Origin of the sequence: Amaricoccus sp. (assembly GCF_047602525.1) — a bacterium.
Lineage (GTDB): Bacteria > Pseudomonadota > Alphaproteobacteria > Rhodobacterales > Rhodobacteraceae > Amaricoccus.
Genome location: NZ_JASGHB010000001.1, coordinates 403,966 through 424,384, shown reverse-complemented (window position 1 = coordinate 424,384; position 20,419 = coordinate 403,966). Strand labels below are relative to the sequence as shown.

Annotated in this window: 21 protein-coding genes and 2 pseudogenes; 15 read left to right on the top strand and 8 right to left on the bottom strand. The window is 71.2% G+C overall.

All coding sequences use genetic code 11. The features are described 5' to 3' along the window. Positions 1-1,161, top strand: a complete 1,161-nt coding sequence (locus tag QM699_RS02480; RefSeq protein ID WP_415009653.1) for an iron-containing alcohol dehydrogenase — start codon at positions 1-3, stop codon at positions 1,159-1,161. A 9-nt stretch (positions 1,162-1,170) separates the two neighbouring features. On the opposite strand, the gene QM699_RS02475 is transcribed toward QM699_RS02480, so the two are convergent. The 5 genes from QM699_RS02475 to QM699_RS02455 all read right to left on the bottom strand — a co-directional run bounded on the left by QM699_RS02475 (position 1,171) and on the right by QM699_RS02455 (position 5,511). Beyond that, positions 1,171-1,995, bottom strand: a complete 825-nt coding sequence (locus tag QM699_RS02475) for a calcium-binding protein (protein WP_415009652.1) — start codon at positions 1,993-1,995, stop codon at positions 1,171-1,173. A 151-nt stretch (positions 1,996-2,146) separates the two neighbouring features. Beyond that, positions 2,147-3,574 (bottom strand): chromosomal replication initiator protein DnaA, encoded by a 1,428-nt coding sequence (gene dnaA, locus QM699_RS02470; RefSeq protein WP_415009651.1) that lies wholly within the window; start codon positions 3,572-3,574, stop codon positions 2,147-2,149. A 596-nt stretch (positions 3,575-4,170) separates the two neighbouring features. Beyond that, positions 4,171-4,437: a 30S ribosomal protein S20 gene (gene rpsT / locus QM699_RS02465; protein WP_415009650.1), complete on the bottom strand. Its 267-nt coding sequence runs from the start codon at positions 4,435-4,437 to the stop codon at positions 4,171-4,173. A gap of 66 nt (positions 4,438-4,503) precedes the next feature. Then, positions 4,504-4,677 (bottom strand): hypothetical protein, encoded by a 174-nt coding sequence (locus tag QM699_RS02460; protein ID WP_415009649.1) that lies wholly within the window; start codon positions 4,675-4,677, stop codon positions 4,504-4,506. 57 nt (positions 4,678-4,734) lie between these two features. Next, the gene (locus QM699_RS02455) at positions 4,735-5,511 is read right to left on the bottom strand and encodes an enoyl-CoA hydratase (RefSeq protein ID WP_415009648.1); all 777 of its coding nucleotides are present in this window, start codon (positions 5,509-5,511) and stop codon (positions 4,735-4,737) included. Between the two features lie 165 nt (positions 5,512-5,676). On the opposite strand from QM699_RS02455, the pseudogene QM699_RS02450 reads away from it, so the two are divergent. Beyond that, positions 5,677-6,700 (top strand): annotated as a pseudogene (locus QM699_RS02450) (ribose-phosphate pyrophosphokinase). Between the two features lie 30 nt (positions 6,701-6,730). Here QM699_RS02450 and QM699_RS02445 read toward each other — a convergent pair. Continuing rightward, the gene (locus tag QM699_RS02445) at positions 6,731-7,564 is read right to left on the bottom strand and encodes an N-acyl homoserine lactonase family protein (protein WP_415009647.1); all 834 of its coding nucleotides are present in this window, start codon (positions 7,562-7,564) and stop codon (positions 6,731-6,733) included. Between the two features lie 86 nt (positions 7,565-7,650). On the opposite strand from QM699_RS02445, the gene QM699_RS02440 reads away from it, so the two are divergent. The 4 genes from QM699_RS02440 to rplI all read left to right on the top strand — a co-directional run bounded on the left by QM699_RS02440 (position 7,651) and on the right by rplI (position 9,655). Further along, on the top strand, positions 7,651-8,247 hold the full coding sequence (locus QM699_RS02440; RefSeq protein ID WP_415009646.1) for a TetR/AcrR family transcriptional regulator: 597 nt from the start codon (positions 7,651-7,653) through the stop codon (positions 8,245-8,247). A 167-nt stretch (positions 8,248-8,414) separates the two neighbouring features. Next, entirely contained in the window at positions 8,415-8,801 is a 387-nt protein-coding gene (gene rpsF / locus QM699_RS02435) for a 30S ribosomal protein S6 (protein ID WP_415009645.1), read from the top strand. Positions 8,802-8,814: 13 nt separating this feature from the next. Next, positions 8,815-9,042 carry a 30S ribosomal protein S18 gene (rpsR, locus tag QM699_RS02430; protein ID WP_415009644.1) on the top strand — a complete coding sequence of 76 codons (228 nt, stop codon included), beginning with the start codon at positions 8,815-8,817 and terminating at the stop codon, positions 9,040-9,042. Positions 9,043-9,052: 10 nt separating this feature from the next. Continuing rightward, a complete protein-coding gene (gene rplI, locus QM699_RS02425; protein WP_415009643.1) occupies positions 9,053-9,655 on the top strand; it encodes a 50S ribosomal protein L9 in 603 nt (200 codons plus the stop codon). A 202-nt stretch (positions 9,656-9,857) separates the two neighbouring features. Here rplI and QM699_RS02420 read toward each other — a convergent pair whose 3' ends face one another. Together QM699_RS02420 and QM699_RS02415 are read right to left on the bottom strand one after the other, a co-directional pair. Next, positions 9,858-10,337, bottom strand: a complete 480-nt coding sequence (locus QM699_RS02420; RefSeq protein WP_415009642.1) for an acyl-CoA thioesterase — start codon at positions 10,335-10,337, stop codon at positions 9,858-9,860. Between the two features lie 106 nt (positions 10,338-10,443). Next, entirely contained in the window at positions 10,444-11,079 is a 636-nt protein-coding gene (locus QM699_RS02415; RefSeq protein ID WP_415009641.1) for a YcaO-like family protein, read from the bottom strand. Between the two features lie 378 nt (positions 11,080-11,457). Between QM699_RS02415 and QM699_RS02410 the strand changes: the two genes are divergently transcribed. From QM699_RS02410 to QM699_RS02370, 9 genes and pseudogenes are all read left to right on the top strand, one after another. After that, positions 11,458-11,766: a hypothetical protein gene (locus tag QM699_RS02410; RefSeq protein WP_415009640.1), complete on the top strand. Its 309-nt coding sequence runs from the start codon at positions 11,458-11,460 to the stop codon at positions 11,764-11,766. 19 nt (positions 11,767-11,785) lie between these two features. Beyond that, complete coding sequence (locus QM699_RS02405; protein ID WP_415009639.1) at positions 11,786-13,489, top strand: hypothetical protein; 1,704 nt, start codon at positions 11,786-11,788, stop codon at positions 13,487-13,489. 51 nt (positions 13,490-13,540) lie between these two features. Beyond that, complete coding sequence (locus QM699_RS02400; RefSeq protein WP_415009638.1) at positions 13,541-15,205, top strand: acyl-CoA synthetase; 1,665 nt, start codon at positions 13,541-13,543, stop codon at positions 15,203-15,205. A 189-nt stretch (positions 15,206-15,394) separates the two neighbouring features. Beyond that, positions 15,395-16,207 (top strand): annotated as a pseudogene (locus tag QM699_RS02395) (CorA family divalent cation transporter); the annotation flags it as partial. Between the two features lie 46 nt (positions 16,208-16,253). Further along, positions 16,254-16,430 carry a CorA family divalent cation transporter gene (locus QM699_RS02390; protein WP_415012677.1) on the top strand — a complete coding sequence of 59 codons (177 nt, stop codon included), beginning with the start codon at positions 16,254-16,256 and terminating at the stop codon, positions 16,428-16,430. Positions 16,431-16,443: 13 nt separating this feature from the next. Further along, positions 16,444-16,923 carry a cupin domain-containing protein gene (locus tag QM699_RS02385; RefSeq protein ID WP_415009637.1) on the top strand — a complete coding sequence of 160 codons (480 nt, stop codon included), beginning with the start codon at positions 16,444-16,446 and terminating at the stop codon, positions 16,921-16,923. Beyond that, positions 16,920-17,561 carry a DsbA family oxidoreductase gene (locus QM699_RS02380; protein WP_415009636.1) on the top strand — a complete coding sequence of 214 codons (642 nt, stop codon included), beginning with the start codon at positions 16,920-16,922 and terminating at the stop codon, positions 17,559-17,561. Before QM699_RS02385 ends, QM699_RS02380 begins: the two co-directional genes overlap by 4 nt. Positions 17,562-18,357: 796 nt before the next feature. Next, positions 18,358-18,645 (top strand): helix-turn-helix transcriptional regulator, encoded by a 288-nt coding sequence (locus QM699_RS02375; RefSeq protein WP_415009635.1) that lies wholly within the window; start codon positions 18,358-18,360, stop codon positions 18,643-18,645. Positions 18,646-18,737: 92 nt separating this feature from the next. After that, positions 18,738-20,402, top strand: coding sequence for an arylsulfatase B (locus tag QM699_RS02370; RefSeq protein WP_415009634.1), 1,665 nt, complete (start codon positions 18,738-18,740; stop codon positions 20,400-20,402). Positions 20,403-20,419 lie beyond the last annotated feature (17 nt).

Sequence of the window (20,419 nt, the reverse complement as noted above, 5' to 3'; positions counted from 1 at the left end):
ATGGCGATGCCCGCCAATTGGAACTACCCGACCGCGATCCGCTTCGGGGCCGGACGGATCGACGAGCTGGCCGCCGCCTGCGGCCGCGCCGGCATCGCCCGCCCGCTCTTCGTCACCGACCCCGGCCTGCGTGACCTGCCGATCACCCGCGCCGCCCTCGGCGCGCTGAACGCCGCCGGCCTGAAGCCCGGCCTGTTCACGCAGGTGAAGCCGAACCCGACCGACGCCAACGTCGAGGCCGGCATCGCCGCGCTGCGCGACGGCGGCCACGATGGCGTCGTCGCCTTCGGCGGCGGCTCGGCGCTCGACTGCGGCAAGGTCGTCGCCTTCATGAAGGGCCAGACCCGGCCGATGTGGGACTTCGAGGACATCGGCGACTGGTGGACCCGCGCCGACCCGGCCGGCATCGCCCCGGTGATCGCCGTCCCCACCACCGCGGGCACCGGCTCCGAAGTCGGCCGCGCCGGGGTCATCACCAACCTCGCGACGCACACCAAGAAGGTGATCTTCCACCCGAAGATGCTGCCGGCAGAGGTGATCCTCGACCCCGAGCTGACCGTCGGCCTGCCGCCCGTGCTCACCGCCGGCACCGGCATGGACGCCTTCGCCCACTGCCTCGAAGCCTACGCCGCGCCGTCCTATCATCCGATGGCCGAAGGCATCGCGGTCGAGGGGATGCGGCTGGTCAAGGACAACCTCGTGCGCGCCTACCGCGACGGCACCGACCTCGACGCCCGTGGCAACATGCTTGTCGCCGCCGCGGCAGGCGCCACCGCATTCCAGAAGGGCCTCGGCGCGATCCACGCCCTCTCCCACCCGGTCGGCGCGCTCTACGACACCCACCACGGGCTGACCAACGCGGTGTTCATGCCCTACGTCCTCGACTTCAACCGGGAAGCCCTCTGGGACAAGATCGACCGCCTCGCCGCCTGGCTCGGGCTCGAGGACGGCTTTTCGGGCTTCCTCGACTTCGTGCTGCGCCTGCGCCGCGACCTCGGCATTCCGCACACGCTCGACAAGATCGGCGTCGATGACTCCCGCTTCGAGGAGATGGCGAAGATGGCGGTCATCGACCCGACCGCCGGCGGCAACCCCCGCGGCCTGACAGAGGCCGACGCCCTCGACCTCTACCAGCGCGCGATGGACGGCCGCCTGGGGTAGGTCGTCCGCTCACACGAGGAAGTCGCTCGCGGCCAGATCCGCGAGCAGGTGATCGGCCAGCACCACGCGCATGCCGTGCCCGAGCCCGATCACCACCTCGCTGCCCACCTGCCCGGCGAGCGCCAGCACTTCGTCGCCGCTGGCGAAGCCGAAGGCCGCCACGTCGATCCGGTCGATCCCGAGGCCAAAGTCCACGATCAGGTCGGTGCCGCCGCCCTGCCGGAACTCGAACACATCCGCGCCGTGGCCGCCGATCAGCCGGTCATTGCCGCGCCCGCCGGCGAGAGTGTCCTGGCCGAAGCCGCCGGACAGCAGGTCCTGCCCCGCGCCGCCGCTCAGGCGGTCGTTCCCCGCCTCGCCGAGCAGCAGGTCGTCGGCCCGACCGCCATCGAGACTGTCGGCCCCGTCACCGCCGGCCAGCGTGTCACGGCCACTGTCACCGAACAGCCGGTCGTCGCCCTCGTCGCCGCCAAGCGCATCGCGCCCCTCGCCCCCGCGCAGCAGATCGTCGCCGGCACCGCCCGCCAGCGTATCCCGACCGGCCTGGCCCGACAGGCCATCGTCGCCGTCGCCGCCGAGCAGCAGGTCGTTGCCCGTCCAGCCCCGCAGCCGGTCGTCGCCGACGCCGCCCGCGATCCAGTCGTCCCCGGTGCCGCCGAACAGATCATCCGACCCGGGGCCGCCGAACAGCACGTCGCTTCCCGGCCCGCCGAGCAGCCGGTCGTCGCCGCCACGCGCCTGCAGGGTGTCGTTGCCCGCGAGACCGGCGATCTCGTCATCGCCCGGCGTCCCGACCAGAAGGTCGGGTCCGGCGGTTGCCATGTCCTGAACCATGTCGCTCTCCTCTGCGCCCCGGGCTTCTCGCCGGCCCGGTGATGAGGGGAGAGCATGAGCCACGCGGGCCGCACGTCCAACGATCGCCGCGCCCCGGCCAGTCGGTTGGGAGAGAGGTGTGGCCCCCGGGCAGCAGGGGCCTTAAGGCCGCTCAGGCTTCGAGCATGCGGCGCAGCAGCTCGACGTCCTCGGCGATCTGCCCGTCGGTCGCGCGCAGCTCCTCGATCTTGCGCACGGCGTGGATCACCGTGGTGTGGTCCCGGCCGCCGAACCGCCGGCCGATCTCTGGCAACGACTTCGAGGTCAGGGTCTTGGCGAGGTACATCGCCACCTGCCGCGGCCGCGCCACCTGCCGCGCCCGCCGGGCGGACAGCAGGTCGGACATCCGCAGGGTGTAGTGGTCGGCGACCTTGCGCAGGATCTCGTCGATCGTCACCTTGCGCTCGGATGCGCGCAGGATGTCGGCGAGGCATTCCTGCGTCATGTCGAGGTTGATCTCGCGCCCGACGAGGCTCGCGTAGGCGAACAGCCGGTTGAGCGCGCCCTCGAGCACGCGCACGTTCGAGCTGATCCGGTGGGCGAGGAACTCCATCACCCCGGCGCCGACGCCGACGCCCGGATGCTGCTCCATGTGCGCCTCGGCCTTGGCCTGCAGGATCCCGAGGCGCAGTTCGTAGTCGGTCGGATGCAGGTCGACGACGAGGCCCCATTGCAGCCGCGACTTGATGCGATCCTCAAGCCCGTCGATCTCGCCCGGCGCCCGGTCGGCGGAGATGACGATCTGCTTCTGCTGCTCGATGAGCGCATTGAAGGTGTGGAAGAACTCTTCCTGCGTCGAATCCTTGCCGGAAATGAACTGCACGTCGTCGACCATCAGCATGTCGACCGAGCGGAACATCTCCTTGAAGCCGTGCATGTCCTTGAAACGCAGCGCCGAGACGAAGCGGTACATGAACTGCTCGGCGGAGAGGTAGAGGACGCGCGCCTCGGGGTTCTTCTGGCGCACCTCCCAGGCGATCGCGTGCATCAGGTGGGTCTTGCCGAGGCCGACGCCGCCGTAGAGGAACAGCGGGTTGAACGTGACGCCCGCCCCCTCGGCGACGCCTTCGGCCACCCGGTGCGCCGCGGCGTGCGCCAGTTCGTTCGGCTTGCCGACGACGAAGTTGTCGAAGGTGCAGCGCCCGTCGAGCGGCGATGCCGGCAGGTCGACCTCGCCCGCCCCGGCGGCTGCGGCCGCCGGCTGCGGCGCCGGGGCGACAAGGGCCGTCGCGTCCTTCGGCACCACCCGCATCGCCGGAACGGGCGCCTGGGCGACGGCAAAGTCGAGTTGCGTGACCGTCAGCCCCTCGCGGCAGAGCAGCGTCCGCAGGGCGTCGCCATAGTTCCGCTGCACCCACGTTCCGATGAACGCGGTCGGCGCCGCAAAGCGGCCGACACCCGAATCCGATCCGAGGAAGACCAGCGGCTCGATCCAGTTCTTGAAGTTGTCCTGGCCGATCTGGCCGACGAGGCCGGCGCGCACGCGGGTCCAGGAGTCGTCGACGGAGTCGAGGGCGGGGGCCTTGGTCTGCGGTGTCATGGGTGCTCTTCGGGGGCGGAAATCTAAGGAAACCGTGGGTGGCGTGTCGGGTAGCGTCAGCTGATGCCGCTGCCCGGACTGCGACCGACAAGGTCCGGCGCCCCCCGACGCCACACCGCAAGTTCTACCAACGGTTTATACTCAACAACCATAGGTTGTATCTTGCGAACATCTGGCCCTTTCCGGCATTTGGAAGACACCGCTCGCAATTGCTCTGACCTTCCCCGTCGAATTCTTCTCGATTTCCGGTCGTCTCGACCGAAAATGCCGCGCTCTCCACAACTCGATTACGAGACTTACCCCCAGCGCCAACACCTCTGGCACCTCACCAAGCGACCCATTCGAGCGAGAAGCTGGAATCGTTAACTGTCACCTAACATACCGGAGCCTCCCTCAGCGGACAACGGGACCGAAGGCGGAACATCGCCTTGGGCTCGAAGCCGCCGCCTGATGCCCGGTTCCGCCTCCGCCCACGCGCCGAACCGGACGCGCCGATGGCGAGTTTGACGCTGGCGCGCAACGAAAAACGCGCGCCGGACGACGCGCGTTGACCGAGGGTCCGGCGCTGCGGCCGGCCCGGACGCTTCAGGCGGATATCAGGCGGAAAGCGCCTTCACCCGGCCGGACAGGCGGGAGATCTTGCGGCTCGCGGTGTTCTTGTGAACGATGCCCTTGGAGACGCTCTTCATGATCTCGGGCTGGGCCGCCCGCAGCGCGGTGGTGGCCGCGTCGACGTTGCCGGAGGCGATCGCCTCCTCGACCTTGCGGATGAAGGTGCGCATCCGCGAGCGGCGCGCCTTGTTGATGTCTGCGCGGCGCTCGGCCTGCAGCGCGCGCTTCTTGGATGACGGCGAATTTGCCATGTGCGTTCGATCCGTTCGGGTATCGGTAAATCAGTCGGGGGCTCATATCCGCGGCCCGGACCGCTGTCAACCGCCGATCTCCGGCCGGCCGAGCAGGGCAGCGAGTTGGCGCCCCATGGCCCGCACCGCCGCCAGAAGGCCGGCAGGCGTCGGCACCGATCGTCGCCGGCGCGGCAGCCTTGCCGCCTGTGCCTCGAGGTCCTCGATGTAGCGCGTCCAGCCCGGGGTCGAGTCCTGCATCGTTCGCTCGCGTCAAGACTTCGCCCCCATGGCTAGCAGCAAGGCGTGACCCGAACGTTAGCGGCCGCGGAACTGCGGGCTGCGCTTCTCGGCGAAGGCCGCCATGCCCTCGGCCTGGTCCTCCGAGGCGAACAGCGCATGGAACAGCCGCCGCTCGTAGAGCAGCCCCTCGCGCAGCGTCGTCTCGTAGCTGCGGTTCACCGCCTCCTTCGCCGCCCGGACGGTGAGCGGCGATTTCTCGGCGATCTTCGCCGCGGTTTCCTTCGCGTCGCGCAGCAGGTCGCGGGCCGGCACGACACGGCTGACGAGGCCGGCCCGCTCGGCCTCGGCGGCATCCATGAAGCGGCCGGTGAGGCACATCTCCATCGCCTTCGACTTGCCGACGAGGCGGGTCAGGCGCTGGGTTCCGCCCATGCCCGGAATGATGCCGAGGTTGATCTCCGGCTGGCCGAACTTCGCCGTGTCGGCGGCGATGATGAAGTCGCACATCATCGCCAGCTCGCAGCCGCCCCCAAGGCAATAGCCGGCGACCGCGGCGATGATCGGCTTCCGGCAGCGCAGGATCGCCTCGGTTTCCGGCGTGAAGCGATCCTCGGTGAACATCTCGACGAAGCCCTTCGGCGCCATGTCCTTCACGTCTGCCCCGGCGGCGAAGGCCTTTTCCGAGCCGGTGACGATGATCGCGCGCACCCGGGCCGATGCCTCCATTTCCGCCAGCGCCTCGCCCAGCTCATCGAGCAGCTGGAAGTTCAGCGCGTTCAGCGCCTCGGGCCGGTTGAGGCGGATGAGCCCGACGTGGTCCTCCACGTCGACGATCAGGGTCTCGAAGGCCACGGGCGCGTCTCCTTTGGCTGTGCGGCTCAGGGCAGTTGCGGGCCGCGACGACCATGGCGCCGGCCCGGCCCCGGTACAAGCCTGCGGATTCCGGGCTTTGCAAGGCCGGATCCCGGTGCTAGGGGAGCGGGCATCCCAAGCCGAATGCCGCACCCGCGAGGTCAGATGAACCCCCTGTTCAAGCCCAAGCTGATCGCGGGAAATTCCAACCGGCCGCTTGCCACCGCCATCGCCCGGCGGATCTCGATGCACCGCGGCGAGACGGTGGATCTGGTCAAGACCCGGGTCGAGCGCTTCAACGACGGCGAGATCTTCGTCGAGGTGTTCGAGAACGTCCGCGGCGAGGACATGTTCATCATACAGTCGACGTCGAATCCGGCGAACGACAACCTGATGGAGCTGATGATCATGTGCGATGCGTTGCGCCGGTCGTCGGCGAACCGCATCACCGCGGTCATGCCCTACTTTGGCTATGCCCGGCAGGACCGCCGCTCCAAGGCGCGCACGCCGATCTCGGCGAAGCTGGTGGCGAACCTGCTCACCACCGCCGGAATCGCCCGCATCCTGACCCTCGACCTGCATGCGGCGCAGATCCAGGGCTTCTTCGACATGCCGGTCGACAACCTTTATGCCGCGCCGGTCTTTGCCCTCGACATCCGCGCGAACTTCCCCGACCTCGAGGCGATCACCGTGGTCTCGCCCGACGTCGGCGGCGTGGCGCGGGCCCGCGAGCTGGCCGAGCGCATCAACGCCGACCTCGCCATCGTCGACAAGCGGCGCGCCGCGCCGGGCGAGATCGCCTCGATGACGGTGATCGGCGACGTGCAGGATCGCGTCTGCGTCATCGTCGACGACATCTGCGACACCGCCGGCACGCTGGTGAAGGCGGCGGAGCTGCTCGTCACCCAGGGCGCCCGCGAGGTGCACGCCTACATCACCCACGGCGTCCTGTCCGGGCCGGCGGTCGAGCGCATCAAGAACTCGTCGATGAAAAGCCTCGTCATCACCGATTTCGATCGAGCTCTCCGACTCGGCGCGCGCGGCCTCGAACATCCGCGTCGTGCCGGTGGCGCCGCTGTTCGGGCAGGCGATCCTCAACATCGCCAACGGCACCAGCGTCTCGTCGCTGTTCAACGCCCAGACGCTGGAACCGATCTACGAGGCGTTCTACCCGACGCGGGCGGCCTGACCCGCAAGCCCGGGCCGAGACCGGCAGGCGTCAGAGGCACGCGCCCTCCCGCAGCCGCCGCGGCCCGTCGGGATCGTGCGCCGGCAAGAGGACCGTCGGCTGCAGCGCGGCAAAGTCGCGGATCCGGCGCAATGTCTCATGCGCGGTCGCCGCGTCGTTCGTGACCCCGTCGATCCGGTCCGCGAGCAGGTTTTCCTGCGAATACGTCGCGTCGCCGGCAAGGAAATAGGCGCGGTCGTCGCCGCGGACGATGACCGAGCAGTGCCCGGCCACGTGGCCGGGGGTCGGCACCAGCGCGACCCTGCCGTCCGACGTCAGCGGATGCGAGGCCGGAAACGGACCGATCGCCGGCCCGTCCATGTCGACGAGCTCGGGCGCGAGCCACACCGGCCAGCGCTGCGGCAGGCACCCCATCATCATGCCCCGCATCCCGGTCGAGACGGCATAATTCGCCCGCGGCCCGACGATAGGCGTGTGCGGGAAATGGTCGAGCCCGCCCGTATGGTCATGATGGAAGTGGGTGAGCACCACAGCCGCGAGGTCGCGCGCCGGGTCGAGCCCCATGGCCGCGAGGCGCGGGCCCACCTCCTCCTCCGGCGCCACCCGGATCGACACCTGCCGATAGAACGGATTCCAGCCCGGCAGGTATCCGGGCACGGAGTTGCGCCAGGTGTCGCCGGTATCAACGAGAAACCGACCCTCGGGATGCTCCACGAGGAAGCAGAGAATCGGCAACGGCTCCACCCAGTCGCGGTCGCGGAAGATGTCGATCTTCCGGCCGATTGCGCTGCGATCGTCCCGCCCGACGCGCTGCGCCGTCTTCATCCGCGCCTTGCCAGTCTCGATCGCCGTCACGGTAATCATCGGATCCCCCAAAACGAATGATCGTTCTCTTTGTAGCCTCGCCCTGCCCCCTTGTAAAGAACGATCGTTCGTTTTAAGACGCGCCCATGCCGAAGATTTCCGACGAACGCCGGGCGGCGCGGCGCCTGCAGATCCTCGAGGCTGCCTGGAGATGCTTCCAGCGCCAGGGGCTCCACGCCACCACCATGGACGACATCATCCGCGAGGCCGGTCTGTCGGCCGGCGCGGTCTATTCCTACTTCCCCGGCAAGGAGGCGCTGATCCTCGCGGCGGTCACCGACTCGCTCGGCGGCATCCGCGACCTGGTGGCGCCGGCGCTCGCGACACGACCGCTCCCCGCCCCCGACGTGCTCGCCGGGCGCATCATGCAGGCTGTCGCCGACTTCTCCACGCGCGAGGGGTACGACCTGCGCCGCATCGCGCTGCTCGGATGGAGCGAGGCCCAGCGCAACGAGCCGCTCCGCCAGACCATGCGGGACTTCTACCTGCCGTTCCGCGACGCCCTCGAGGCGGCCGCCGCGCAGTGGCAGGCGAGCGGCCAGCTCCGGCCGGGCTCGGCGGCCCCGGACGTCGCCCGGGCGATTCTCGCCGCGGTCCTCGGCTACGTCGTGCAGTCCGCCGTCCTCGGCGACGTCGAGCCCGAGGAGATCGCGCGAGGCATCCGGGCGCTCGGGGCGGCGTAGCCGGCGCCCCTCGCGGCCGCGACGCCACATCCCGCTTGCATTTCCCGCAGGAGTCCCTAAAAGGCCGCATTCCCCCCAGACAGGTTTCTCGCGCAGCCTCTCGTACCGGGCCAGGAGGGGATCGTCGGCTCCGGTTTTGAAGCGCGCCGCAAAAGACAGGTGATCGGATGTCGCTCTACGAGCACGTCTTCATCGCGCGTCAGGATCTCTCCAACGCGCAGGCCGAGGGGCTCATCGAGCACTTCGGGCAGGTCCTCAAGGACAACGGCGGCTCGGTCGTCGGCCAGGAGTACTGGGGCCTGAAGACCATGGCCTACAAGATCAACAAGAACCGCAAGGGGCATTACGCCTTCCTGCGGTCCGACGCGCCGGCCCCCGCCGTGCAGGAGATGGAGCGCCTGATGCGGCTCCACGAGGACGTCATGCGCGTCCTGACCGTCAAGGTCGAGAAGCACGAGGATGGCCCCTCCGCCGTCGTTCAGGCCCGCAGCCAGCGCGACGAGCGCGACCGTGATCGTGGCCCGCGTCGTCCGCGCCGCGAAGACGAGAACTGAGGGGTAGAGCACCATGGCACAGCGTCCGTTTTTCCGCCGCCGCAAGTCCTGCCCGTTCTCCGGCGCCAACGCGCCCGCGATCGACTACAAGGACGTGAAGCTCTTGCAGCGCTACATTTCCGAGCGGGGCAAGATCGTCCCCAGCCGGATCACCGCCGTCTCGGCGAAGAAGCAGCGCGAGCTGGCCCGGGCGATCAAGCGCGCCCGTTTCGTCGCCCTCCTGCCCTACGCCGTGAAGTAAGGAGGCGATCATGCAAGTCGTATTGCTCGAGCGCGTCGCAAAGCTCGGCCAGATGGGTGAGGTCGTCTCCGTGAAGGACGGCTACGCCCGCAACTTCCTGCTGCCGCAGGGCAAGGCGCTGCGCGCCACGGAATCGAACCTGAAGCGGTTCGAGACCGAGCGCGCCCAGCTCGAGGCCCGCAACCTCGAGGCCAAGGCCGAGGCCGAGAAGGTCGCCCGCCGCATCGACGGCGAGGCCTTCGTGGTGATCCGCTCGGCCTCAGACGGCGGCGCGCTGTTCGGCTCGGTCACGACCCGCGACATCGCCGACGCGGCGACCGCGGGCGGCTTCTCGCTCGACAAGCGCCAGGTGACGCTCGACCATCCGATCAAGGAGCTGGGCCTGCACCCGGTGACGATCGTGCTGCACCCGGAAGTCGACGCGACGATCACCGTCAACGTCGCGCGCAGTCAGGAGGAGGCCGAGATCCAGGCCTCCGGCAAGACCATCCAGGAGCTGCAGGCCGAGGCCGACGCCGCGGCCGAGTTCGACATCCAGGAGCTGTTCGACGACATCGGCGGCGCCGCCAACGATGACGACGCCGGACTGGTGCGGACCCCGGAGAACACCTGAGGCCCACCGCCTCGGCAGGACACGAGGGGCGCCCCGCCGGAGAGCATCCGGCGGGGCGCCTTGCGTTCGGGGCAGAGACTTCAGGCGTGACGCGAGGGTGAAGACCAGCCGTCAGGCTGTTGATATTTCCGACGTTCGCGGAGCGCCGCCCTATTGGTCCGGATGCGTGTCAAGCTCGCGGCGCGCGGACCGTCCCCCGCCCTCACCGCGCCGCCTCGGCCGCCTGCTCCAGCTGCACCACGAATTCGCGCCGCAGTCGCCGGCGCAGCTCCGCGGCCCGGTTGCGCCGAGCCTCGATCGGCGTCTCGATCCTCAGCGCCGGAACCTCCGCCGGGCGGCCGGCGTCGTCGACCGCCACCATGGTGAAGTAGCAGGAATTGGTGTGCCGCACCGTGCCCGAGCGGATGTTCTCCGCCTCGACGCGGATGCCGATCTCCATCGACGTCCGCCCGGCATAGTTGACCGCGGCCCGGAACGTGACGAGTTCACCGACGTTGATCGGCTCCTTGAACGTCACCTGATCGACCGAAAGCGTCACCGCGTAGCTGCCCGAATACCGCGACGCCAGGGAGAACGCGACCCGGTCGAGCAGGTTCAGCAGCGCCCCGCCGTGCACCTTGCCGGAAAAGTTGGCGAGATCCGGCGTCATCAGCTCCGTCATCTCCAGGCGGCGGTGGTCCATGGCGTCTCTCCGAGGTGGCGGGCTTCCGGGCCAGATCTAGCCGCTCTCGGCACCTCCTGCCAACGCACCTGTCACGCCACGGCCAAGCAGCGCGCCCCGGCCCCGGTCAGCCGAGGTGCACCCGGATCACCGGCACGCCGATCTCCGGCGCCGTCAGGTCGAACGCCCGCACGCGCCGCCCGGAGACGACCGCGACGGCCGCGAGCAGGCCCTCGACGTCGGTTGCGGCCGCTTCGCCGGGATCGGCGGACGCCGCGGGCGGCCAGACCTCGCGCGGCAGCGCGCCGCGGTAGCGGGCGATCCGCAGACGATCTTCCTCGGCCATCGCCGCGAGATCGGGCGCCGCGCGCTCCAGCTCGACCATGTTGCGCCAGTGAAACATCGCCTCCTCCACCGCCGCGCGCACCGCCTCGGCCCGTCCGCCCCGGGCTGCGGAGCCTTCGGTCCGGCGGCCACCGTCGAGGTCCGAGCAGGCGGCGACCGCGACGACATAGCCGGGCGCGAACGCGCGGGCGCGGATCTCGAGCGCGCGGAACTGCGTCGCGAGCCAGGCGACATGCGGCGCGATCGCCGGCTCGCCGGCGGGATCGACCGGCGCCAGCTCGCCCGAGCCGGCGCGCAGGCGGTCGACGTGCAGGTGCTCCAGCACCTCGAGCGCCGCACGCCGCAACGCGTCCCCGGGGCTCTCGCCTGCCGCGGCCCCGGCCGAGCCGTTCGTCCTGCCCGGGGCGCCGAGCGTCAATTCGACGATCTCCGCCGGTTCCGGGGGGCCGCCGATCGTGACGAACGGACGGAGTCGCGCCGGCAGGGTCGATGCGTACTGGATGGAGAAACGCTCTGCCGCCTCCGCAACCGCAAGAAGATCTGCCTGCGCCTGGGTGGCCCCGCGGCCCGTGGCGACGCGTCGCGAAAGCAAATTATCTGGCGGCTGAGAGCCGTTTCTGGTAGTTACGCCACAGAGGGCAATATAGAATGGAAAGCCGGGTGGCGTGCTCAGCGCGTGCGGTGCGGTGCAATGCTCCGTCCGGTATCGCGTCGTCTTTTGACGCTTTGCCACGTCGGTCGCGCCCCCTGACGGCCAGTCTTTTTTCAACCTGGTAAAGACGAGAGGTCATTTTCGATGGCACGATTCAAGCTCAAGCGCAACCGGCTGCGGAAGCGGTTGGGAGAACTGATTTTCGATGCGGCCGAGCGCTACCGTGACAACGGCTACCGGAACCCCGACGTCCGCATAGAACAGGAGATCGTCAGCCTGATGCGCGGTGCCGACAAGCACTCGTTCCGGTTTCATTACGACCGCCCCCGCCGCAACGGCAAGGGGCGGGTGTTCCACATCGTCATCCCGGATCTCGCCGACAAGATGCGAACCGACGACGAGTTCGCCAAGGAAGCGATGTCGCATGCCGTCCTCTATGGCTGTTCGCGCTGACGCCTCGGATCGCGCGCGCGTGGCGAACCTCGGCATGGCCGGGGACAAGGTGCTTCTGCGCCTGATGGGGCCGCTCACCGTGGTGAAGGCGGACGGCACCGACGTGACGCCGAAGGGCAAGCGGGCGAAGGCGCTGCTTGCCCTGCTCGCCCTCTCGCCCAGCGGCGCGCGCAGCCGCCGCTGGGTCCAGGACAAGCTGTGGAGCGAGCGCTCGCAGGAACAGGGAGCCGCCAGCCTCCGCACGGAGCTGAGCGCCCTGCGCCGCAACTTCACGGCCGCAGGCGTCGACATCCTCGACTGCGGCCGCGACAAGCTGCAGCTCGACCTCGCCCGCGTCTATCTCGACACCCACGACTCGGCCAACGTCGCGGTCGGCGACGACCTGCTCGAAGGGCTCGACATCGGCGATCCCGAGTTCGAGGAATGGCTGCGCACCGAGCGGATGCGCTACGATGCGCCGGAGGGGCTCGACGCGCCGCCGCCGCGGCCGCGGACCCTGCCGGCCGGCGTCGCCGCCGGCCTGCCGGCGAACACCAACGCGCCGATCGGCCGCCCGGCCATGGCCCTCGACTACCTCGTCGGCGAGACGCGCAAGCCCTATCTCATCGTCAAGGGCTTCCACCCGATCGGCACCGGCGACCGCGAGCGCGTGTTCGCCGAGGGCCTGACCGCCGAGCTGCAGACCGTGCTCGGCGCGCTGTCCGGCGCCTTCGTCGTGCGCACCCAGGACGGCGAGCGCGACCCGCGGCGCAGCTACGAGCTGTCGGGCGAGGTGCGCCACCAGGACAAGCTGCGCATCACCGCCCGCCTGACCGCGGTCGACACCGGCCAGTATCTCTGGACCAAACGCTACGACTACGAGGACGAGCGCGTCTTCGACGTGCAGGTCGAGATCTCGAAGCGGGTGATCGAGGCGGCGCAGATCGAGCTGGTGGAAGGCGAGTGGGCGCGGATCTGGACCGACGCGCACACCACGATCGAGGCGTGGGAGCTCTACCAGCGCGGCCGTGGCCTCGAGGGCGAGGCGCGCAAGGACTCGGTGCGCCGCGCCATCCTCGCCTATCGCGAGGCGCTGAAGCTCGACCCGAACTATACCCCGGCGATGATCTCGCTCGGGTTCTGCCTCGTCGACCAGCTGCGCCTCGGCTGGGCGCACGAGCCCGAGTCGGCGCTCGTCGAGGCCCGGGCGCTCTGCGACAAGGTGATGGCGCTGAAGCCCCACGACTATTTCGGCCGCGCGCTCATCGCCTTCACTGAATGTGCCAGCGGCAACCACCAGCGCGCCTGCGACGTCATGGCCGAGGTGGTGCGCGACGCGCCCGAAAGCCCGGAGCTGCTTGCCTACTACGGCGTGCTGCTCGGGTACTGCGGCCACATGCGCGAGGAAATCCGCTATCACAAGCATGCCCTCTCGCTGACGCGCTATCCGCCGAACTGGATCAAGACCAACCTCGCCTTCGCCCACCTGCTCCAGGACACGCCCGAGGCGCCGGACTACGTCGAGGCGGCGCTCGAGGCCGATCCGCAGAGCGTGCGGGCGCACCTCTGCCGGGTGGTGGTCGCGGTGCGGGGCGGCGATTTCGCCGGCGCGAAGATCTGGGCGGGCCGGCTGCTCATCCTCGAGCCGGAGTTCCGCGCCGAGAAGTGGAGTGCGGAGGAGTGCTTCCGTGACCGCGACCTGTTCCACCGCATCGCCCGCGACCTGAAGGCGGCCGGCCTCTGACCTCCCCGCCCCAGCCAGCCCAGCCGCCCCGTCCCGCCCTGCCGAGTTCTGGTGGACGACGGCCCGCCCGCGCCCTGCCCGCGGCCGTTCAACATGGCCGCGCACACCTTCGCCGCCGCCGCCCGCCGGCCGAACCACGTCGCGCTCGAGGTGCTGGCCGGACCGGGCGCCGTCGCCGAGTGCTGGACCCATGCCGAGCTGGCCGACGCGGTGCGCCGCACTGCCGGCGGCCTCCGCGCGCGCGGCATCGGCCGGGGCGACCGGGTGCTGCTGCGCCTCGGCAACACCGCCGACTTTCCCATCGTCTTCTTCGCCGCCAACGCGCTCGGCGCCGTGCCGGTGCCGGTATCGGCGATGCTGACCGCCGCCGAGCTGGGCCCGCTCGTCGCCGACCTCGCGCCCGCGCTGATCGCCCGCGGCGCCGGCCTGACGCTGCCCGACCCTCCCGGGGCGCCGGTGATCGAGGCCGGGGACATCGCCGCCCTGCGCCGGGCGGACCCGGTCGACTTCGCCGAAACGGACCCCGACGATCCCGCCTACATGGTCTACACCTCCGGCACCGCCGGCCGGCCAAAGGGCGTCGTGCTCGCCCAGCGCGCCGCCTGGGCCCGGCGGATGATGTGGGACGGCTGGTATGGCCTCGGCCCGGACGACCGGGTGCTGCACGCCGGCGCGTTCAACTGGACCTACACCCTCGGCGCCGGCCTCACCGACCCGTGGGCGGCAGGCGCCACCGCCCTGATCTATGCCGGCCCCGCCGACCGCCACGTCTGGCCGCGGCTCGCGGACGCGCACCGCGCGACGATCTTCGCGGGCGCCCCCGGCGTCTACCGCCAGATGCTCAACGCGCCCGGCCTCGCCGAGGGCTTCTCGCACCTGCGCCACGGCCTCGGCGCCGGCGAGGCGCTGGCGCCTTCCGTGCGCGCCGCCTGGACCGGGGCCACGGGCCGGCCGATCCACGAGGCGCTCGGCATGTCGGAGATTTCCACCTACATCTCCGCCTGCCCGGCCCGTCCGGCGCCCGCCGGCTGCGCCGGCTATCCCCAGCCCGGGCGGCGCGTCGCGATCCTGCCCGACGCCGGCACCGCGCCCGTGCCGCGCGGCACCGAGGGCCTGCTCGCGGTCTCCCGCCGCGATCCCGGGCTCATGCTCGGCTACTGGCGCCGGGCGGAAGAAACCGCGGCGGCCTTCCGCGGCGAGTGGTTCCTGACCGGCGACCGCGCGGTCATGGCCGAGGACGGCGCGATCCGCCACCTCGGCCGGGCCGACGATCTCATCAACGCCGGCGGCTTCCGCGTCAGCCCGCAGGAGGTCGAGGCCGCGCTCGCCGAGCACCCGGGCGTCGCCGAGGCCGCGGTCATCGAGCTGCCGGTGCGCGACGGCGTGAGCATCGTCGCCGCCTTCTACGTCCCGCGCGGCGCCGCGATCCCCGAGGCCGAGCTTCGACCGCCACTGCGCCGCCCGGCTCGCGCGCTACAAGTGCCCGCGCAGCTTCCGCCCGGTCGACGCCCTGCCGCGCAGCGCAAACGGCAAGCTGCAGCGCCGGCGCCTCGCCACCGGCGCCTGACCCGCGCCAGCGCGAACACACGAAGCCCCCGACCCTGCCTTCGGCCTTCCTCTTGCCGAAAATACTCTCGGGGGTGGCTGGCCGCAGGCCAGGACGGGGCGGAAAGCCCCCTCGCGACGCCGACCACCAGGGACGACGGCCGGCCATAACGCGCGCGCCCCCCCGTTTGCGTCCCCCGTCTGCGTCCCCCAGTGCGCCCCCGTGACGCGCCGGCCATGCACCCGGCCGCACATTGCCCCGCCGCCCCGCCCGCGGCACTGGACCCTCCGGCCCCGTGGTGCGCATGATCGCCCGCGACACGGGCGCCCGCCGCCCGCCCTTCCGATCGCGAGGCCGCCATGACCGAGTCCCCCCGCGTTCCCTCCCGGAGCGACCGAGCCCCCGGCCTTCTGTGGGCGATCGCCGCAAGTCCGAGCGGCAGCGCCGAACGGCTCACCGTCGAGGATCTGCCCCGTGCCATCGAGGAACGCGCCTGGATGTGGATCCACGTCGACCTGCTCGACCAGCGCACCCGCGGCTGGATCCAGGGCATCTGCCGGCTGCCGACCGAGGTGACGACGCTGATCGCCGGCCAGGACACCGGCCTCGCCCTCGAGCCGGAGGGCGACGAGATCCACGGGATCGCCCCCGACTACAACATCGACTTCCTGCGCGTGTCCGACAGCGTCGGACAGTTCGGCTTCGTCGCGAGCGAGCGGCTGCTCGTCACCGGCTGGCGCCACCCGCTCGCCGGCATCGACGCGGTCAGGAACGCGCTGCTCGCCGGCGCCCGCCAGACCTCGGGCTTTTCGATCCTCGCGGCGATCACCGCCGGCTTCGTCCGCACCGCGATCGGCCGGCTGCGCGCCGCCGAAACCCGCCTCGACCATGTGGAGGACCAGATCCTCGCCTCCTCCACCGCCGACGAGCGCACCTCGCTCAAGGAAGTCCGGCGGCTCGCCCTGGCGCTGCACCGACCTGTCCTCGCCATGCTGCTGCTGCTGCGCGAGGCCGAGGAGGAGGAAGAGGAGGCCGAGGCCGCCCGCCTCGCCGGCCTGCCCGCCTCCGGCCTCGCGGCGCTCGAGGAGATGGCGACCCGGCTCGGCAGCCTCGACCACGCGGTGCGGGCCACCGCCGACCGGGCCAAGCTCCTGCAGGAGGAGATCGCCGCCGAGCTCGCCGACGAGTTCGAACCGCAGCCTGCGGGCCCTGACGGTGATGACCGCGCTCATGCTGCCCGGCACCCTCGTCGTCGGTTTCTTCGGCATGAACACCAGCGGCATGCCGTTCGAGACCCCGGCCTGGGGCACCGTTGCCGCGCTCGGTATCGGCATCGCCCTGACCGTCGCCTTCTACCGGATCATGGTCCGCGCCGGCGCCACCCTGCGCTTCTGAGGAGCCCCGCGAGATGCCCCACGACCACCCTGCTCCCGACTGGCGCACCCAGGGCGTGCGCGTCGTCAAGGCGGGCGAGTTCGACCCGAACACCGCCCAGACCCCGGGCATGACCCGCGCCGCCGCCATCACCGCCGCCACGGCCGGGGCGGCGAAGCTCTGGGCCGGCACCGTCTCGATCGAGCCGAACGCCAGGACCGGCGCCCACCACCACGGCCCGCTCGAAAGCATCATCTACGTGGTCCGCGGCCGCGCCCGGATGCGCTGGGGCGAGCGGCTCGAGTTCACCGCCGAGGCCGATCCGGGTGACTTCATCTTCGTGCCGCCCTATGTGCCACATCAGGAGATCAACGCACTGCCCGGCGACCCGCTCGAATGCGTGGTGGTCCGCAGCGATCAGGAGGCGGTGGTGGTGAACCTCGACATCGAGCCGGCCGAAACGCCGGAGACCGTGCGCTGGATCGACCCCAACCATCCGGCGGACAGGCCATGACCCGGCTCGACATCTTCTCCGACCCGGTCTGCCCGTGGTGCCTCATCGGCGCGACCAACCTCGTGCGCGCGCTGGCCGACGCCCCGGACCAGCCGTTCGAGCTGGCCTGGCACCCCTACCAGCTCGACCCGGACCTGCCCCGCGCGGGCATGGACCGCACCGACTACCTCGCGAAGAAGTTCGGCGGCCTCGGCAACGTCGACCGCGTGCACGCCAGCGTCGAGCAGGCCGCGCGCGAGGCCGGCGTGCCGCTCGCCTTCGACCGCATCACCCGGGCGCCGAACACCCTCGACGCCCACCGGCTGATCCGCTGGGCCGCGGCGGAGGGCGTGCAGACCCGCGTCGCCATGGCGCTCTCCGCCCGCTACTTCGGCGAGGGCGAGGACATCTCCGACCCGGGCGTGCTGGTGGCGGTCGCCGCGGACGCCGGGCTCGACCCTGCCGCGATCGCCCGGCTCCTCGCCGGCGACGCCGACCGCGCCGAGGTCGCCCGCGAAGCCGCCGAGGCCCGCCGCGCCGGCATCACCGGCGTGCCCGCCTTCATCGTCGCCGGCCAGTACGCCGTCACCGGCGCGCAGCCCCGCGCCTTCTGGACCGACGTCGCCCGCGAGATCGCCGCCGCCACGCCCCCGGCGTAGGGCCGCCTTCCCGCCGGGGCCGCGGGGCGCCAGATTCGCGCCGCGGGAGCGTCGGGGTCGGGATCGGGCAGCGTCACATGTGGGATCGCCATCCAGTCCGTCTCACCCTGCTGCACGTGCTGCCCGCCGTCGTCGAGGCGCGCGGCCTGCGCCTCGCGCCGCTGCTCGCGCGCGCCGGCCTGCCGGACACGCCCGGGACCGACGCCGTGGCCACCCGCGCGCAGGTCTGCGCGCTGTTGCAGGGGCTGGCGCGGCGAGCCGGCGATCGGCCTCGATCTGGCCGCCGCCGCCGACCCGAGCCGCCTCGGCATGACCGGCCGTGCGCTGTTCGCCGGCCGGCCGCTGCGCGAATGCCTGCTCGGGCATGTTCGCCAGATGCCCGGGCTGCAGGGCGGCGTCACCTATGCCCTGACCGAACACGGGCCCCGGGTCTGTCTCAGTCACACGCTCGCCGACAGCGAGCCCGACGCCGCGCGCGTGCTGAACGCGGGAGTTCGCGGGCTTTCTCGTCCTCGCGCTGCGCGCGATCGGCGGGGATGCGGCCGGCGGCCTGCGGGTCTGCCTGCCGCACCGCGCCCGAAGCCGGACCGCGATCTATGCGGATGCGCTGCGCGCGGATGTCGTCTTCGGGCCGCGCCCGGGCGTCGAGATCTGGTTCGACTCCGCCTGGCTCGAGCGGCCGAACCCGCTCTTCTCCCTGCCCGGCCCCGGCCCGGGGGCGGAGACGCCGCCGCAGGCCTGCCTTGACGACGACGCGCTTCTTGCCAGCGTCCGGCGCATCCTAGGGTGCGCCGCGATGGCGGGTGGCCCGTCGCTGGTCGATACCGCCCGCACCCTCGGCGTCGCCCCGCGCAGCCTGCAGCGGCGGCTCGCCGGCCTCGACACGTCGTTCGAGGCGCTGCTCGACGACTGGCGCCGCGCCGAGGCCCGCGCACTTCTCGCCGGCACCACGGAGCCGGTGGACGCGATCGCCCGGGCGCTCGGCTACGGACACGCCGCGTATTTTACCCGCACCTTCCACCACTGGGAAGAGACGACCCCCGGCGCGTTCCGCCGGGCGCGACTGGCGCGAAATGGCAATTGAGCCGCCGCCGGCGGGTCGTCTAGATCGCGCGGCGCCGACCGGCTGACGACAGGGGGGATGACTTCCTTCGGGCGGATCGAGCCGCCTGCGCAATGGCCTCGCCCGGCGCCGGCACCGCGCAGACACGGGCGAACGGGCCGAAGCCGCATATCCTCTATATCCTGGCCGACGATCTCGGCTTCGCCGACGTCGGCTTTCGCGGGTCGGACATCGCCACGCCGCATCTCGATGCGCTGGCGGCGACCGGGGCGCGGCTCGACCAGTTCCATACCCAGCCCATGTGCACCCCGACGCGCACCGCGTTCCTGACCGGCCGCTACCCGTTGCGCTGTGGCCTGCAAACCGGGGTGATCCCGTCCGGCGCCGACTATGGCCTTGCCACCGACGAATTCCTGCTGCCGGAGGCGCTGAAGGCGGCCGGCTACCGCACCGCGCGGGTCGGAAAGTGGCACCTCGGCCACGGCGACCGGAAGTTCTGGCCGCGGCGGCGCGGGTTCGACAGCTTCTATGGCCCGCTCGTCGGCGAGATCGACCCCTTCACCCATCAGGCGCACGGCGCCACCGACTGGTATCGCGACGACACGCTGCTGGTGGAAGACGGCTATGACACCGATCTCTTCGGGGCGGAGGCGGTGCGCCTGATCGGCGGGCATGATCCCGCGACGCCGCTCTTTCTCTACCTCGCCTTCACGGCGCCGCACACGCCGTATCAGGCGCCGCAGCCGTGGATCGAGCGCTACGCCCATATCGAGGACCCGAGCCGGCGCGCCTATGCCGCGATGATCTCGGCGATGGACGACCAGATCGGCAAGGTGGTGGCGGCGCTCGAGGCGCGGGGGATGCGCGAGGACACGCTCATCCTGTTCCATTCCGACAACGGCGGCACGCGCGACAAGATGTTCGTCGGCGAAGGCGCGGTCGGCGGCGAGCTGCCCGCGAGCAACGCCCCGCTGCGCGCCGGCAAGGGCACGCTCTATGAGGGCGGAACGCGGGTCGTGGCGCTGGCGAACTGGCCGGGGCACCTCGCGCCGGGCTCGGCGGAGGGCGTGCTGCATGTCGTCGACATGATGCCGACCCTCGCGGGCCTCGCCGGCGCCGCGCTCGACCGGGCAAAGCCGCTCGACGGCCGCGACGTCTGGCCGGCGCTCTCGACCGGCGCGGCCGGTCGCGACGAGATGGTCTACAACGTCGAGCCGACGCAGGGCGCGCTGCTCGCGGCGGCGCAGGCGATGGCGCAGGATGCCGGGGGATGGAGCGGCAAGGCGACGCTCTACGGCTGGTTCCCGGTCATCAACGGCGCGCAGCAGGGGCCGGATGGCGCGCCGCTCGTGGACCTCGAGCTGAGCGACGTGCTCTCGCGGCTCGACCTGGTGGCGATGGGAAGCTTCGAACTGCGCAAGGACCCCGCTTCGGCCTGCTGCTCGATGCGGTCTACGTCGATCTCGGCGCGGACGCCGACTGGGCGCAGGGCGCGGCCACCGTCTCGACGGACACGAAGGTCGGCATGTACACCCTCGCCGCCGCCTATCGGGCCTTCGAGCGGAACGGCGCCCTGGTCGATATCTACGCCGGCGGACGGTTCTTCGACTCGTCGCTCGGCTTCGGCACCGCCACCGACCGGGGCGGCCGCACCGCCTCGGCCGAGCTGTCCTGGAGCGATCCGGTCGTCGGCCTGCGCGGCGCCTACGCGCTCGGCGATCGCTGGACGCTGCGCGGCTTCGTCGATGCCGGCGGGTTCGACGGCAGCGCCGACCTGAACTGGCAGGCCTGTGCC